This window comes from Chryseobacterium echinoideorum, assembly GCF_007474535.1.
Classification (GTDB): domain Bacteria; phylum Bacteroidota; class Bacteroidia; order Flavobacteriales; family Weeksellaceae; genus Chryseobacterium; species Chryseobacterium echinoideorum.
In genome coordinates this window covers 25,702-42,425 of sequence record NZ_VKNW01000015.1, presented here as the reverse complement: position 1 = coordinate 42,425, position 16,724 = coordinate 25,702, and the positions used below count along the sequence as shown (strand labels likewise).

The window sequence follows — 16,724 nt, the reverse complement described above, 5'->3', positions numbered from 1 at the left end:
AGTATTATAATTAGAATGCAAAATCAGGCTAAAACTCATACATTTCACACTTCTTTCGGAAATATTCTCGCAATTTGTGAAAATGACGTTTTAAAAATTAAAAATATTCGTTATGCGCGTTCAGAAAGATTTAAGCTTCCGGTTGGCTTAAAAGAAAAAGACTCTGAACAGCTGTTCCATAAAACTCCCGTTTGTCCGCAAAAAATCAGTCCCTTATTAGATCGCTTGATACAAAAGACTGATCCCGATGATTTTCAACCCGACGAATCACCGCAATTTCTTACCATTACTCGTCCTGTAATTTCACAAAGTATCGAGAAATTTCCTGTTATTGTTTGGATTCATGGCGGGTCTTATGAAATTGGATGTGGAAGTTTGCCAACTTCAGACCCTTCAGTTTGGGTAAAAGAGCAAAATATAATGGTGGTTTCACTCTCTTACCGATTGGGTTTGTTCGGTTTTTTAGGCGGAAATGATGAAAGACCTGCTAATTTAGGTTTGTTTGATATTATTAAAGCCTTAGAATGGATTCAGAATTATATTGAAGATTTTGGCGGGGATAAAAACAACATTACACTTTTCGGACAGTCTTCCGGCGGTGATGCTATTGCTCATCTGATGATTTCAGAAGGTGTAGAAAGATTGTTTCACAGGGCTATTATTCAGAGTGCACCCCTCGGTTTCAGGCATAAAAGACAGCAAATGTCAAAAGAATTTTTTCGTAAAACAGAGGTGCTGAAAAATGAAAAAGATGCCCTGAAAATGGTAGACAGCTATGAAGGCGTTTTGCCATCTTTCAGAAAGTACGGGTTAAAGACTTCCATGCCTTTTTGCACTCAATATGGCTTTCCTCCTCTTTGTAAAGAAGAAGAAAGTTTAGGTTTGTGGAAAAAAAATGCTTCTAAATATGACGTTTTGATCGGTTCAAATCATGATGAGACTGCATTTTATGTAAAGACAGCCCAAGAAGGATTGTATACTTATCTTCCTGAAAAAATTCTCAATAGAATTGTACGATCGACCACAAAATCCATTTACGAAAAACCTGCTCATATTTTTGCGGAAAATTATGCGAAGGGAGGTGGAAATATTTATCTGTATAAAATTTATTCTTTGTCAGATAAAAGTTACACCGGAGCTTCTCATTGTATAGATCTTCCCTTGATATTTGCGAATGAAAAGGCATGGAAAAATTCCCAACTTATGAAAGATATTGTATGGAAAGATATTTTTGAAGAAGGTAAAAAAATCCGTGCACTTTGGGCAGAATTTGCCAGAACAGGAAAGGTTTCAGACAACTTACGAACATCGAAAGTTTTAGAAATAAAAAAAATCAATCAGCATGATTCAAGATAAATTTTGCTATCCGTAAAATTATTTTTAAATTTACAACCTAACAAGTGTTAGTTAGTTTTAGTAAAAGCTAAGAATTAAAGATTACTTTATAAAAATAATGAATTCATTTTATAAACTAAAAACCGTTAAGGTCGAGAAAGATACCAACGATGCGGTGAGTGTAGCTGTTGAGATTCCGGAGGAGCTGAAAGATAAATTCAGATTCAAACAAGGTCAGTATCTTAATTTTAAATTGATGGTTAATGGAAACGAAGAGAGACGTTCTTATTCCATTTGCAATGCACCCAGCGAGAAAAGCAATACGCTGGAAGTTCTGGTAAAATTACTGGAAGGAGGAAAAGTTTCCGGCTATTTCAATGAGCATCTCCACATGGATGAGATTTTGGAAGTGATGCCTCCGATGGGTGGTTTCAATACTTCGTATCATCCTACCAACGTAAAAACGTATGTGGGTTTGGCAGCAGGAAGCGGGATTTCTCCAGTTTTATCGAATCTTAAAGAAAGTCTTTATCAGGAACCAAACTCAAATGCTTATCTGTTTTACAGCAACAGGAGCATGAATCACATAATGAAAAAGGCAGAAATTGAGAGGTTGGTAGAGCAGTTTAACGGAAGGCTGAAAGTAGTCTACTTGGTTAGCCGTGAAAAGCATGAAGATCCTATTTTTGAAGGAAGAATCTGTCCGGATAAACTGGAGCTTTTGTTTGAAAGATATGCGGATATTGATGTGAAAGAAGCCACTTACTTCATTTGCGGACCCTCGGAAATGATCAAAGGGATTGCAGATTATTTAAAGAAAGATAAAAAAGTACCGGCAATTCAGGTTTTATTTGAATATTTCACCGCTCCTGACGAAGAAAATACGGAAGAAATGAGCGATGAGTTCAAAGCGATTGCCAACATTGAAAGTATGGTAACGGTGATTATTGATGATGATGAATATTCTTTCCACCTGAATTCAAAAAAAGAGAGTATCTTAGATAAAGCATTGAAAGACAATCTTCCTGTACCTTTTGCATGCAAAGGAGGAGTATGTTGTACGTGTAAAGCCGAAGTTTTGGAAGGTGAAGTTTTCATGGAAAAAAACTACGCGCTTACCGAAGAAGAAGTAGCCAGAGGGTACGTTCTTACCTGTCAATGTCACCCGACAACGAATGTGGTGATGCTTAATTATGATGTTTAAAATTATTATAACAATCTAACAATTTACCAGTGTAACAATCACTGTCATGCTGAGCTTGTCGAAGCATCTCTAATTGGTACATTGCTAAACTGATACATTGCTAAATTGAAAGTTATGGATTTAGAAAAATTTGTACAATACGTACACGACGAAAATAAAGTAGAACCAAAAGATGTAATGCCCGATGATTACAGAAAACTATTGGTTCGTCAGATTTCACAGCACGCCCATTCTGAAATTGTAGGAATGTTGCCGGAAGCCAACTGGATTTCAAGAGCACCTTCATTGAGAAGAAAAATGGCTCTTCTGGCGAAAGTTCAGGATGAGGCAGGTCATGGTTTATACCTTTATTCGGCTACTGAAACTTTAGGAAACGGAACGATCAGAGCAGACAGAGACGCGACTTATGAAGATATGTTGGAAGGAAAAGCAAAATATTCAAGTATTTTCAATTATCCTACTTTGAGCTGGGCAGATATCGGAGCAATCGGTTGGTTGGTTGATGGTGCTGCGATTATGAATCAGGTTATGTTGATGGGGAATTCTTATGGTCCTTATTCAAGAGCTATGGTAAAAATATGCAAAGAAGAATCTTTCCACCAAAGACAGGGTTACGAGATTTTGATGGCACTTTGCCGTGGAACAAAACAACAGAAGGAAATGGCTCAGGCTTCGTTAAACCGTTTCTGGTGGCCGGCTTTGATGATGTTTGGTCCCAATGACGACAGTTCGCCAAACTCTAAAATTTCTATGAATTACAGAGTGAAAAGAGAAAGCAATGACAGTCTTCGTCAAAGATTTATTGATGTTACCGTTTCTCAGGCAGAATTTTTAGGATTAACGATTCCAGACCCAGATTTGAAATGGAATGAAGAAAGACAGCATTACGATTTCGGACAACTTCCTTGGGATGAATTTATGGAAATATTGAAAGGAAACGGACCTGCCAACAAAAAACGTATCGAAACCAAGAGAAAAGCACAGAGAGAAAATTCTTGGGTAAAAGAAGCGGCGGCGGCTTTCGCAGAAAAACAACAAAAGGAAGTAATATAATTTGAAAATGTGCTAATTTGGAAATTTGAAAATGACCTTAATCACGTTCATTATTCTCAAATTTTCAATTACTCAGATTCATCAATTTTCAAATTAACTAATTCTCAAATTTTCAAATTAGAATATGGCAAATTTAGATATGTGGGAAGTGTTTATTCAGACTAAACCGGGATTATCTCACAAACATGTTGGAATTGTACAGGCGCCAACAGCAGAAATGGCTTTACAAAACGCAAGAGACGTTTATACAAGAAGAAAGGAGGGAACTTCAGTCTGGGTGGTTCCAAGCAAATACATTGTAACTTCAGAAGGAGTGGATAAAGAAGCTTTCTTCGATCCGGCTGATGACAAATTATACCGTCACCCGACGTTCTACGACATTCCAAACGATGTAAAAAATATGTAATAAAGAAGTTAGAAGTTAGATTCTAGAATTTAGTCTAATATCTAACCTCTAATATCTAAATTCTATAAAAAAAATGAACCCATTATATAATTATTTATTAAAACTAGCAGACGACAGTTTCATTATGGGACAGCGTTTGTCTGCGTGGTGCGGTGAAGGTCCTTATTTAGAGGAAGATATTGCATTAACGAATATCGCGTTGGATGAGCTTGGTCAGGCAAATAACTTTTACGTGTACGCTTCAAGACTTTTAGACGACGGAAAATCTGAAGATGATATCGCCTTTTTAAGATATGAACACGAATATTTGAATGCACACTGGACAGAACTTCCGAACGAAGATTATGCTCAGACGATTTTAAAAGTGTATGTTTTTGCAGTATACCAGAAACTGATGTACGAAGCATTATCAAATTCTACGAATGAAGAACTTTCTGCTATTGCTCAGAAATCTTTGAAAGAAGTAAGATATCATTATACTCACGCTGCTTCATGGATGAAAATTTTCGCTCAGGGAACTGAAGAAAGTAAATCCCGTTTAGAAAAAGCAATCGAAAATATTTGGGAATATACCAAAGGTTTGTTTGCAAAAACAGAAGGAGAAGATGATTTGATAGCTTTAAATATTGCTCCGAATTCAGACGCTCTTTACGAAGAATTTCTTGTGATTACACAAAAAGACTTTACGGACTTTGGTTTAGAATACCCTACAAATCCTTTCATGCAGCCAAAATCAAGAACAGGTTACCACACAGAATATTTTGGATATATTCTTTGTGAATTGCAGTATATGCAGAGAGCGTATCCGGGTTGTACTTGGTAAGATTAATATGGATTTCAAAATAAAATATCAAGTTATCAATTCGAACATTCTCACAAATTATGGGATAATTATTGAATTAGATAATGTGGAAAACGGTTTTCCTGTTGAAAAAGCGGTTTTAAAATCCGTACATTCAAATTTATTTTGGGAAATTGAACAAAGAATTATTGAAAATCTTGAAGAAAAACGTTTTGACAATGAAGAGATAGTTTTTTCACATATTAATTCTAAAAATCCATTAAGTTCCGAAGTACTTAAAAATAGAGAAGAAAAAAACATCAGACTGTATAAAATCTCTCCAATAGGTCACAAAGAACAACCAAAAATTGGTGAAAATCTAGTTTTTCATTCAACAACATTCAGAAAAAAAATAAGGATTAAAGAAATTTATGATAATTATTTTCTTCTTGAAGGTGAGAATAATTATATTGGTGTGATTCCTAAAAGAAAGGTTGTTAGAAATCACATAGCATTAGTTGGTGATTACGTGAGGCATTGCGAACATCAGTTTCATGATTTAGTCGATGCAAATGATAAGTTTATTTATAGATGATTTGCAACTGTTAGATTTATATTTTGTTGACTTTGCTGAGTGAAACGCCTTTGCGAACTTAAAAACATTTAGTAGTCAAAAAAAACTTAGCGCGCTTTGCGTTTTAAAAAACTTTTCAGATTAAAGAATATTGAAAAATCCTTTAGAAATATTAGAAATGGTTCCCGATCCGGAAATTCCTGTGATCAATATTGTGGAATTGGGTATTGTAAGAGAAGCGAAAATTACCAGTGAGAATTCTTGCGAAGTAACAATTACGCCAACGTATTCTGCCTGTCCCGCCATGTTTACCATTGAAGAAGATATCATAAAAATCATGAAGGAAAATGGTTGGGATGCGAAAGTCGTTACCAAAATGTTTCCGATTTGGACGACGGATTGGTTAACGGATGAAGCGAGAGAAAAACTCCGGGTGTACGGAATCACTCCTCCTGAAAAAGGAGCAGACGAACATCACATCGGGAAACCGAAAAAATGTCCGCGTTGCGGTTCTATGAATTCAAAACAGATCAGCAGATTCGGGTCCACTTTGTGTAAGGCTTCATACCAATGCTTAGACTGTCTAGAACCTTTTGATTATTTTAAATGCCACTAGATTAATGTAACAATTGAGCAATGTAAATATGTAACAATTTTGAATGCGGCAAATATTGTTAGACCGGTAAACTGATACATTGCTACATTTTTATGCGTAAATTTACATTAATTATAAAAATTAAAACTATGTACACACAACTTGATATTGAATCGCATTTTGACGGAAAACTTAAAATTGCTTATCTCAATCAGCCAGATACCATGAACGCGCTTACAAAGCCGTCTTTATCAGATCTGAAAGATTTTGTAAAAGAATGCAGTGACGATCCCACAGTAAGATGTGTGGCAATTTCAGGAAGGGGAAGAGCTTTTTGTTCCGGTCAGAATTTGGATGATGCCTTCGTTCAAGGAAGCGAACATCACGATGAAGACATCATCAGAAGAATTGTAACCGATTATTACAATCCTTTGGTAATCGAAATTACGCATTGCAAAAAACCTGTAGTTGCATTAGTAAATGGTCCTGCAGTAGGAGCCGGTGCGATGTTAGCTTTAATTTGTGACTTCGTTTTAGCCAATGATAAAGCTTATTTTGCTCAGGCATTCTCTAATATTGGGTTAATTCCTGATACAGGAGGAACATATTTCTTACCTAAATTATTAGGAAGACAATTAGCAAATTATTTAGCGTTTACCGGGAAAAAATTATCCGCAGAAGAATCTAAATCTTACGGTTTAGTTGCTGAAGTTTTCACTGAAGAAGAATTCAATTCAAAATCAATGGAAATTTTGGAAAGAGTTTCCAGTATGCCGACAATTGGGTTAAAATTAACCAAAAAAGCGTTCGCTCATTCTTACGCTAATACACTGAAACAACAATTGGAACTCGAAGGAGATTTACAACAGGAAGCTGCCGAAACAGAAGACTTCAAGGAAGGGGTAAGTGCATTTTTAGAGAAAAGAAAACCTAACTATAAAGGAAAATAAAATTATAGAATTTAGAAATTAGAGGTTAGAAATTTAGCAAAAGTCTAACTTCTAACTTCTGGCTTCTAACATCTATAAATAATGAAAAATGTAGGAATTATTGGTGCCGGAACGATGGGAATCGGCATTGCACAAGTAGCCGCAACGAATGGATGCAAAGTTTGGGTTTATGATGCGAACGCAAAACAAGTAGAAGCGGCGACCGTAGGTTTGGAAAAAACATTAACCAAATTAGTTGATAAACAAAAAATTTCGGCAGAAAAAATGACCGAAATTTTAACTAATATTTCCATTGCTACAGAATTGAAGGATTTCAAAGAATGTGATCTCATTATTGAAGCCATCATCGAAAACAAAGAAATCAAAACCAAAGTTTTCACAGAATTAGAAAAATATATTTCTGAAAGCTGTGTTATTGGTTCCAATACATCATCCATTTCCATCACCTCTCTTGGTGCAGAGCTACAGAAACCGGAGCGTTTCATCGGGATTCACTTTTTTAATCCGGCTCCGTTGATGCCTCTGGTTGAGGTTATTCCCTCTTTATTAACAGAAAAATCTTTAGTGAATAAAATCTACAATTTGATGAAAGATTGGGGGAAAACACCGGTTATTGCAAAAGACATCCCGGGATTTATCGTCAACAGAATCGCCCGTCCTTACTATGGTGAAGCGCTAAGAATTGTTGAAGAAAATATCGCAACGGTAGAACAGGTGGATGAAGCCATGAAAACTATGGGAAACTTTAAAATGGGACCTTTTGAACTGATGGATCTAATTGGTGTGGATGTGAATTTCTCGGTTACCACGACCGTTTACAAAGATTATTTCTACGATCCGAAATACAAACCATCTCTTCTTCAGCAAAGAATGTCTGAAGCCAAACTTCATGGCAGAAAAACAGGAAAAGGTTTCTATGATTATAGCGAAGGAGCTGTAAAACCAATTGCTGAGAAAAACGAAAATTTGTATGATGATATTTTTCACAGAATTATGGCAATGCTCATCAATGAAGCGGTAGAAGCAAAAAGATTAAAAATAGCAAGTGATGAAGATCTTGAACTCGCAATGCAGAAAGGTGTAAATTATCCGAAAGGATTATTGGCTTGGGGAAAAGAAATCGGATTTGATTTAATATCAGATATATTAGAAAATCTTTACGAAGAATATCAGGAAGAAAGATACAGACAAAGCCTGTTACTTCGTAAAATGTAACAATATACTAATCTAATAATGTAGGAATTTATTTGTCATTCTGAGCAAAGCGAAGAATCTCAATTGGTAAACTGTTACATTGTTAAATTTTTACATTAAAACTATGAATATAGATGGATTCCGAGCCGAACTGGAAACAAGGCTTATCATTGAAAAAGAATACATTACTCAGGAGCTTTCTTCGATAAATGATTATCAGGAAAAGCTTGAATTGTTAGGGAAATTCAATGAAAAATATAAGGAGCTGGTTAAAAGGATTGCTAATGAAGAAGGAATTGACTTGAATGCTTTTTATCCAGAAGAAAATCCATTAAACTTAGAAAGTCTTTCATACGAGCAGATCATTCTTGGCAAAACCATGAATATTTATGATCAATTGGCTGATGAATTATATGAAAAAGTAACAAGCAAAAATTAAGAATGAATCCGAGACAGATTGCAGAATATATGTTCGATCAGGATTTTTTTTCCCAATGGATGAATATCAAGCTGATTGAAGTCAGAGAAAGTTATTGTTTAATAGAAATGCCCATTAAAAAAGAAATGATTAATGGGCTGAAAACGGTTCACGGAGGCGTTACATTTGCTTTTGCAGATTCTGCACTGGCTTTTTCATCAAATAATTCCGGAGATGCAGCCGTTGCATTAAATTGCATCATCAATTTTACGAAAGCAGGAAAAGAAGGCGATATTTTCAGAGCAGAAAGCATTTTAGTAAATGAAACCAGAAAAACAGCTGTTTACGACATTAAAATTACCAATCAAAACGAAGAATTGGTTGCAAAATTTGTCGGAACAGTTTACAAAATTGGTAAAAAAGTAATAGAATTATAAATAAGCGGTAAGCTTCAAGCAATAGGCAGTAAGCTTTTTTCAAATCTGGTAATGCCTACTGCATATAGCTTAAAGCCTAAAGCAGATAAAAATGAACAACGTATACATTATAGATTACATAAGAACTCCCATTTCAAAATTAAGCGGGGGACTTTCAGAAGTTAGAGCCGACGATTTGGCTGCCATTGTTATTAAAGAAATCGTTGCAAGAAACCCTGAAGTTCCTGTTGAGGAAATTGAGGATGTTATTTTCGGATGTGCGAATCAGGCAGGAGAAGACAACAGAAACGTTGCAAGAATGGCACTTTTACTGGCCGGACTTCCTTATAAAATCGGAGGCGAAACTGTGAATAGATTGTGTGCTTCGGGAATGTCGGCGGTAGCTAATGCGTTCCGTTCGATTGCTTCCGGTGAAGGTGAAATTTATATCGCAGGTGGAGTAGAGCATATGACACGTTCGCCTTATGTAATGTCAAAACCAAGTACAGCCTTTGGAAGAGACAGCCAGATGTTTGATACCACTTTCGGATGGAGATTTGTCAATCCTAAAATGAAAGAAATGTACGGTGTTGACGGAATGGGAGATACTGCCGAAAATTTAGCAGATATGCATAATATCAGCAGAGAAGATCAGGATAAATTTGCACTTTGGTCACAACAGAAAGCTTCAAAAGCTCAGGAAAGCGGAAGATTGGCAGAAGAAATTGTAAAAGTTGAAATTCCACAGAAAAAAGGCGAACCGAAGATTTTCGACACTGACGAATTTATTAAACCTACTTCTTCTATGGAAGGATTAGGAAAACTTCGTCCGGCTTTCAGAAAAGAAGGAACAGTAACGGCAGGAAATGCTTCTGGAATGAATGACGGAGCAGCAGCTTTAATTTTAGCAAGCGAAGAAGCAGTAAAAAAATATGGCTTACAGCCAAAAGCTAAAATCTTAGGATCTTCTGTTGCAGGTGTTGAACCAAGAATCATGGGAATCGGACCTGTTGAAGCGACTCAAAAACTATTGAAAAGATTAAATCTTTCACTAGATGATATGGACGTTATCGAGCTGAACGAAGCGTTTGCTGCTCAATCTTTAGCAGTAACAAGAAGTTTAGGTTTAAAAGATGATGATTCCAGAATTAATCCAAACGGTGGAGCCATCGCGATTGGTCACCCACTTGGAGTTTCTGGAGCAAGAATTATTGGTTCTGCAGCTTTAGAACTTCACAAACAAAATAAAAAATATGCTTTGTGTACACTTTGTATCGGTGTTGGACAAGGTTATGCAATGGTGATTGAAAAAGTATAACTTTTTCAATAATGTAACAATATAGAAATTTATCAATGTATCAATTCCATTGTCATGCTGAGCTTGTCGAAGCATCTATTGGTAAACTGTTAGATTGATACATTGTTAAATTAAATTTTTGAACAAAAATTTTATGAATATTTACTCTTATCATGGAATTCGTCCCATTATCAAAACATCGGCTTATGTTCATCCACAAGCGGTGATTATTGGGAATGTGGAAATTGGTGAAGAAGTTTATATTGGTCCCAATGCGGTGATCCGTGGTGACTGGGGTAAAATTATTGTGAAAGACGGAGCCAATGTTCAGGAAAACTGTACTCTGCACGTTTTTCCGGGAATTGAAACCATACTTGAAGAATCTGCACACATCGGTCACGGTGCGATTATTCATTCCGGACATATCGGAAAAAATTGTCTTGTCGGAATGAATTCAGTCGTGATGGACAAAGCGGTTATTGGTGATGAATGCATCATCGCTGCTCTGGCTTTTGTTCCTGCCAACTTCAGATGTGAAGCAAGAAAATTAATTGTGGGAAGTCCTGCAAAGATTATCCGTGATGTTTCTGATGAAATGATCAAATGGAAAACAGAAGGAACAAAACTATATCAGGAATTGGCAAGAGAAGGAAAAGATGCTATTTTGCCTTGCGAACCTTTTTCAGAATATGTTCAGCAAATTCCTACGAAAGTTGTGGATTACAGCATCTGGGATGATATTAAGTAAAATTAAATAATTTGAAAATGTGCTAATTTGAAAATTTTATCATAGGAAACTAATTTTCAAATTGACTCATTCTCAAATTTTCAAATTATATAAATATGGAAAAATTAAAAAACTATATCTACGGCGAATGGATTGAAGGAAACGGAAACGGAATTCCTTTATATAACGCTGTCAATGGAGAGCAGGTTGCTGTTTCCGACACAGAAGGTCTGAATTTTGAGCAGGCTTTGGATTACGGAAGAACAGTAGGCTACAAAAACCTTTCATCCATGACGTTCTACAATCGTGGGGAAATGCTGAAAAAAGTAGCGCTTTACCTTTTAGAAAGAAAGAAAAAATATTACGAATTATCATACAAAACAGGCGCAACTCACGTTGATTCCTGGGTTGATATTGAAGGAGGTTTTGGTACTTTTTTCACGTATTCAGGTTTGGCAAAAAGAATGCTTCCGAATACTCCGTTTTGGGTAGATGGTGATACGCAGAAAATTTCTGCAAACGGAACTTTCCTGGGAACTCACATTTTAACACCAAGTGAAGGGGTCTCAATTCAAATCAATGCATATAACTTTCCTGTTTGGGGAATGTTGGAAAAATTATCCACCTCTTTATTGGCGGGTGTTCCGTCAATTGTGAAGCCTTCTCCGTTTGGTTCTTATTTAACGAATGCCGTTTTTCAGGATATGATTGAAAGCGGAATCCTTCCGGAAGGAGCGGTTCAGTTGGTTTGTGGTGATCCGGGAAATATTTTGGATTATGTTCAGGATGGAGATTCTGTGCTGTTTACAGGTTCTGCAAATACAGGAAGAAAGTTAAAATCTCTGTCTTCGATTGCCGGAAATGCCGTTCGTTTCAATATGGAAGCAGATTCTTTAAACTGCTCAATTCTTGGATTGGATGCAAAACCGGGAACTCCGGAATTTGATTTGTTTATCAAGGAAGTCCGTAATGAAATGACTACAAAAGCAGGACAAAAATGTACGGCTATTCGTAGAATTATCGTTCCGGAAAATTTAATCGGAGATGTTCAGAATGCTTTGTCTAAGGCTTTAGACCAGACAAAAATCGGAAACCCGTTGAGCAGAGAAACAAGAATGGGATCTTTGGTGGGAAAACAGCAGTACGATGAAGTTGTAAGAAAAATCAATTTATTAAAAGCTGAAACAGAATTAATATACGACGGAAAGCACGAATTGGTAGATGCCGATTACGAAAACGGAGCATTTATGAGTCCGAAACTGTTCCTGAATGATAAACCATTTGAAAAAAACATCTCTCACGATGTTGAAGCTTTCGGTCCGGTTTCTACATTAATGCCTTACAAAGATGCGAAAGAAGCGGCGGCGTTGGCAAAAAGAGGAAAAGGAAGTTTGGTAGGTTCCATCGTTTCTCATGATAACCATTTCGTAGCCGAAACGTCTTGGAAAATGGCTTCACAGCACGGAAGAATTTTTGTGCTAAACAGAGACAGCGCAAAAGAAAGTACAGGTCACGGTTCTCCGCTTCCGACTTTGATGCACGGTGGTCCCGGAAGAGCAGGAGGAGGAGAGGAAATGGGTGGATTAAACGGTCTTCATTTCTTTTTACAAAAGACAGCAATTCAGGGTTCTCCGGATGTTTTAACAGCCATTACAAAAGTTTATCAGCAGGGTGCTGAGAAAAAATATTCAGACAAACATCCTTTCCAGAAATATTTTGAAGAAGTGGAGGTTGGAGATTCTTTGGAAACAGCAGGAAGAACGGTTACTGATGCGGATATTGTGAATTTCTCCAATGTTTCATGGGATCATTTCTACGCACATACGGATGCTACAAGCTTAACAGGAACGATCTTCGATAAAACCGTTGCTCACGGCTATTTCATCCTTTCCGCAGCGGCTGGATTGTTTGTTTCAGGTAAAAAAGGACCGGTTATCGCCAATTACGGGTTGGAAAACTGTTCGTTCTTCAAGCCGGTTTATGCGGGAGATACCATTACGGTATATTTAACGGCGAAAGAAAAAATCAATCGTGGCGTAAAAGGAAGAAACATTCCTTCCGGAGTGGTAAAATGGCTGGTTGAGGTGGTAAATCAAAGAGATGAAATCGTTTGTGTTGCTACTATTTTAACTTTGGTGGCAAAACAGTCTCCTTTTATTGATTTAAACGTAAAAAACATTCAAAAAGCTTTAAATGGATTAACGGAATCTACTCAGCCAGGTTGGGGTAAAATGTCTCCGCAGCAAATGATTGAGCATTTGGAGCATGGCATTTTGGTAAGTCTTGGTGAACCGGAAGCAGACAAATGCTTCACTCCTGAAGAACAGTTGGAAAAATGGCAGGATTCTCTGTATAATCACAGAAAGATGCCCAAAGATTTCCCTGCACCGTTCTTAGCGGAAGACGAAAAATTATTAGAATTAAAGCATAAAAATTTGGATGCTGCAAAACAGTCTTTTATTGATAATTTGAAGAAATTTGTGATGTATTACAAAGAAAATCCACAGGCGGAACACATGAATTTCGTATTTGGAAAATTGAATAAAGAAATGTGGGAATTGATGCATAAAAAACATTTTACCCATCATTTTGAACAGTTTGGATTGATTTAATTCAAATAATCAATATACCAATATAACAGCGTAACAATTTTGTTGCGCTGTTTTTTATTTCAAACTTTACAATCATAAAAATACATCTGTTAAATCATTATATTTATTTTATGGAAACTTTTGCTCAGCAAGTAATTGAATTCAATAAAAAATTGCAATATTCTGGAAATCTTCCCGATGATTTTCAGGTGCTTAATCCATATCTTGATAATCCTGAAACGCTGGTCGTCATGGAGAAATTTTATCAAAAGTTTTACAACGATTCCAATCAAAGAAAATTTTTAATAGGAATTAATCCAAGTCGTCATGGGGCTGGAGTTACAGGAGTGCCGTTTACCGATACCAAACGTTTGGAAAATGTTTGCGGAATCAAAATGAAATCTGCCCGAACTCATGAAGTTTCTTCGGTTTTTATATATAATATGATCGAACAATATGGTGGGGCAGAAAAATTTTACAAAGAGACTTACATCAATTCTCCATTTCCGTTGGCGATTGTAAGAAAATCGAAAGGAAGCTGGATCAACGCCAATTATTATGATGATAAAGCTTTATTTAATGATGTGAAAGAATTTATGATCAGTTCTTTACGAAAACATTTAAGTTTAAATCTTGATACTTCGGAAGTTTTTATTTTAGGGAAAAAGAATGCTGATTTTATTTCAAAGCTGAATCAGGAAGCTAAATTATTTGATAAAATGACAGTTTTGGAACATCCGAGATATATTCAGCAATACAAATCGAAAGAGCAGCAATTGTATATTGACAAATATATTTTAGCTTTAAAAAAATAATAGCCAGATTTATTTTGAATCATATTTTCACTTTTATTTTTCTAAAAACTCTGTTATTAGTATTTTTGTAAAAATCCACTTTAAATTGTAAAAATGAGCGATTTCGTAACATCTGAAATTAAAAATAATATTGCCGAAATTACCTTCGGAACAGCAAAAAGCAATTCTCTTCCGGGAGCAATTCTCGAAAAATTAGCCCAAACCATTCTTGATGAAGGCGCAAAAAATGAAGTGAAAGCAATTCTTGTGAAAAGTGATGGCGAAAAAGCTTTCTGTGCAGGAGCAAGTTTTGACGAGCTTTTGGCTATTGAAGAATTAGAATCTTCTAAGAAATTTTTCGGAGGTTTTGCAAAAGTTCTGAATGCCATGAGAAACTGCGGCAAAATTGTAGTGGTAAGAGTTCAGGGAAAAACTACCGGTGGCGGAGTAGGTCTGGCTTGTGGAGCAGATTACTGTTTTGCAACTAAAGATTCTGCTTTGGCATTAACTGAGATTAATTTAGGAATCGGACCTTTTGTTATCGGACCTTATGTTGAAAGAAAAATAGGAAAGTCACAATTCTCAGCAATGGCGATTGATGCAGATTTCAGGTCGGCAGAATGGGCAGAGCAGCACAACATTTATCATTCTGTTTCGCCTACCATTGCTGAAATGGATTCTCAGCTTGGAAAATTTTTAGAAAAACTCTCTTCGAGAAGCAAAGATGCTTTAGCATTGATTAAAAAGGTTTCCTGGGAAGGTACAGAGTATTTTGATGAATTGATGCCGGCAAGAATTCACATGAGTGCAAGTCTGATTCTTGAAGAATCTGCAAAGAAAAACATTCAGGCAATCAAAGAAAAATTAAGGGCTAAATAATACCTTCTTTCTTTGATCCTTAAAAACCGTTGACTATATTACAACGGTTTTTTTTATAAAAACTTAATCATCCTTTAAAAAATAACTAAAATGGGTTCTTACGAAATTTTCATTTTGCTGATATGCCTTTCAGCCGCATTTGCCTTCATTAATCAAAAATTTTTGAAACTGCCTTTTGTGATAGGTTTATTTTTTTTATCGACAGCCTTATCGGTGGTTGTAATCAGCTCACAGTTTTGGATGGATATAGATGTCCAGGGCATTGAAAAATATCTTGAAAACTCACATCTGGACAGGCTGATCATTGATGTCTTTCTTGGGTTTCTTCTTTTTGCCGGTGCGCTTCATACCAATTGGGGTAATCTGCGATCTCAGATCAAGCCTATTGCAAGTTTTGCTTTAGGAGGAGTTATTCTTTCCACCGTTATTATTGCTGGTTTATTTTATTTTTGTGCAGGCTTACTGGGAATTGAGATCAATTTTGTATACTGTCTTATTTTTGGAGCTTTAATTTCACCTACCGATCCGATTGCTGTTCTGGGGATTTTAAAACAGGCAGGAGTTCCTAAGAAAACAGAATCTATCATTGTAGGAGAAAGCTTGTTTAATGACGGAATCGGCGTAGTTTTGTTTATTGCATTGCTGGATACACTTCGTGTGGGAGAATTTGATTTGGGACATTTTGGTTTTCTGTTTATGCAGGAAGCGGTGGGAGGAATTTTGCTCGGTCTTGTTTATGGATATTTCCTCCATTTGCTATTGAAAGCTGTAGATCACTACGAGACCGAAATTCTGATTACTCTGGCTTTTGTAATGGGAGGATATTATCTTGCCAATCATTTTCATATTTCAGGAGCTTTATCTATGGTCGTAATGGGATTAATGGTCGGAAATTTTCGCACCAGTGTTTCGATGAGTGATACTACTCAGGAATACGTCAATAAATTTTGGGAATTGGTGGATGTGGTGCTCAATGCATTACTTTTTATTCTGATCGCATTTGTGCTTATTGAGGTTGATTTTAAGATCGAATATGTAATTCTTGGTATTGTCTCAGTTCTCATTATTCTTTTAACCCGTGCTTTTTTAGTATATCTACCATTAAGTATTTTTCCTAAATTTTTTAATCTGAATAGAGCAGATGCAAGAATTATTTCCTGGGGTGGACTTCGTGGCGGACTTTCGCTCGCATTGGTTTTGTCGCTTCCTCATAATTCTTCTAAAGAAATTTTGCTGGTTGCGACATATTGTACAGTTTTATTCAGTATTCTGATTCAGGGGCTTACTGTAGGAAAGGTCGCCAAATGGAGTAAATAATAAATTTAAACGAAAATAAAGCGTTGAGGGTTTCAACGCTTTACTTTTTTATGGTCTGCTTTCAATAAAGAATATAAAACAGAATCCTCAAAAATTCCGTTACTCAAATAGTGTTCACGAACGATGCCTTCCTTTGTAAATTTCATTATTTGATTCAAAAATTTTATTCATCATTTCTGTATTAAGTTTTTGA

Annotated in this window: 17 protein-coding genes; all 17 read left to right on the top strand. The window is 36.1% G+C overall.

Annotation, left to right across the window (positions count from 1 at the left end; all coding sequences use genetic code 11):
* The first annotated feature begins 15 nt into the window (after positions 1-15).
* The 17 genes from FOL89_RS16340 (at position 16) to FOL89_RS16260 (ending at position 16,531) form a co-directional block, all read left to right on the top strand.
* Positions 16-1,356 carry a carboxylesterase family protein gene (locus tag FOL89_RS16340; protein ID WP_144283840.1) on the top strand — a complete coding sequence of 447 codons (1,341 nt, stop codon included), beginning with the start codon at positions 16-18 and terminating at the stop codon, positions 1,354-1,356.
* Between the two features lie 97 nt (positions 1,357-1,453).
* Positions 1,454-2,539, top strand: coding sequence for a 2Fe-2S iron-sulfur cluster-binding protein (locus tag FOL89_RS16335; protein ID WP_144283839.1), 1,086 nt, complete (start codon positions 1,454-1,456; stop codon positions 2,537-2,539).
* Between the two features lie 114 nt (positions 2,540-2,653).
* On the top strand, positions 2,654-3,592 hold the full coding sequence (paaA, locus tag FOL89_RS16330) for a 1,2-phenylacetyl-CoA epoxidase subunit PaaA (RefSeq protein ID WP_144283838.1): 939 nt from the start codon (positions 2,654-2,656) through the stop codon (positions 3,590-3,592).
* 124 nt (positions 3,593-3,716) lie between these two features.
* Positions 3,717-3,998 (top strand): 1,2-phenylacetyl-CoA epoxidase subunit PaaB, encoded by a 282-nt coding sequence (paaB, locus tag FOL89_RS16325; protein ID WP_039364405.1) that lies wholly within the window; start codon positions 3,717-3,719, stop codon positions 3,996-3,998.
* Positions 3,999-4,071: 73 nt separating this feature from the next.
* A complete protein-coding gene (gene paaC / locus FOL89_RS16320; protein WP_144283837.1) occupies positions 4,072-4,821 on the top strand; it encodes a 1,2-phenylacetyl-CoA epoxidase subunit PaaC in 750 nt (249 codons plus the stop codon).
* A gap of 7 nt (positions 4,822-4,828) precedes the next feature.
* Complete coding sequence (locus FOL89_RS16315; protein ID WP_144283836.1) at positions 4,829-5,374, top strand: hypothetical protein; 546 nt, start codon at positions 4,829-4,831, stop codon at positions 5,372-5,374.
* 157 nt (positions 5,375-5,531) lie between these two features.
* A complete protein-coding gene (gene paaD, locus FOL89_RS16310; protein WP_376747137.1) occupies positions 5,532-5,969 on the top strand; it encodes a 1,2-phenylacetyl-CoA epoxidase subunit PaaD in 438 nt (145 codons plus the stop codon).
* Positions 5,970-6,097: 128 nt separating this feature from the next.
* Complete coding sequence (locus FOL89_RS16305; protein WP_144283834.1) at positions 6,098-6,898, top strand: enoyl-CoA hydratase/isomerase family protein; 801 nt, start codon at positions 6,098-6,100, stop codon at positions 6,896-6,898.
* A gap of 81 nt (positions 6,899-6,979) precedes the next feature.
* Positions 6,980-8,113, top strand: a complete 1,134-nt coding sequence (locus FOL89_RS16300) for a 3-hydroxyacyl-CoA dehydrogenase NAD-binding domain-containing protein (RefSeq protein WP_144283833.1) — start codon at positions 6,980-6,982, stop codon at positions 8,111-8,113.
* A gap of 103 nt (positions 8,114-8,216) precedes the next feature.
* Entirely contained in the window at positions 8,217-8,531 is a 315-nt protein-coding gene (locus tag FOL89_RS16295; protein WP_144283832.1) for a hypothetical protein, read from the top strand.
* Positions 8,532-8,533: 2 nt separating this feature from the next.
* Complete coding sequence (locus tag FOL89_RS16290; RefSeq protein ID WP_144283831.1) at positions 8,534-8,947, top strand: PaaI family thioesterase; 414 nt, start codon at positions 8,534-8,536, stop codon at positions 8,945-8,947.
* A gap of 91 nt (positions 8,948-9,038) precedes the next feature.
* Complete coding sequence (gene pcaF, locus FOL89_RS16285; protein WP_144283830.1) at positions 9,039-10,244, top strand: 3-oxoadipyl-CoA thiolase; 1,206 nt, start codon at positions 9,039-9,041, stop codon at positions 10,242-10,244.
* Between the two features lie 133 nt (positions 10,245-10,377).
* On the top strand, positions 10,378-10,971 hold the full coding sequence (locus tag FOL89_RS16280; protein ID WP_144283829.1) for an acyltransferase: 594 nt from the start codon (positions 10,378-10,380) through the stop codon (positions 10,969-10,971).
* Positions 10,972-11,066: 95 nt separating this feature from the next.
* Positions 11,067-13,562 carry a phenylacetic acid degradation bifunctional protein PaaZ gene (gene paaZ, locus FOL89_RS16275; RefSeq protein WP_144283828.1) on the top strand — a complete coding sequence of 832 codons (2,496 nt, stop codon included), beginning with the start codon at positions 11,067-11,069 and terminating at the stop codon, positions 13,560-13,562.
* A gap of 110 nt (positions 13,563-13,672) precedes the next feature.
* Complete coding sequence (locus FOL89_RS16270) at positions 13,673-14,356, top strand: SMUG2 DNA glycosylase family protein (RefSeq protein ID WP_144283827.1); 684 nt, start codon at positions 13,673-13,675, stop codon at positions 14,354-14,356.
* 93 nt (positions 14,357-14,449) lie between these two features.
* The gene (locus FOL89_RS16265; RefSeq protein WP_144283826.1) at positions 14,450-15,214 is read left to right on the top strand and encodes an enoyl-CoA hydratase/isomerase family protein; all 765 of its coding nucleotides are present in this window, start codon (positions 14,450-14,452) and stop codon (positions 15,212-15,214) included.
* 90 nt (positions 15,215-15,304) lie between these two features.
* On the top strand, positions 15,305-16,531 hold the full coding sequence (locus tag FOL89_RS16260) for a cation:proton antiporter (RefSeq protein ID WP_144283825.1): 1,227 nt from the start codon (positions 15,305-15,307) through the stop codon (positions 16,529-16,531).
* Positions 16,532-16,724: the final 193 nt, after the last annotated feature.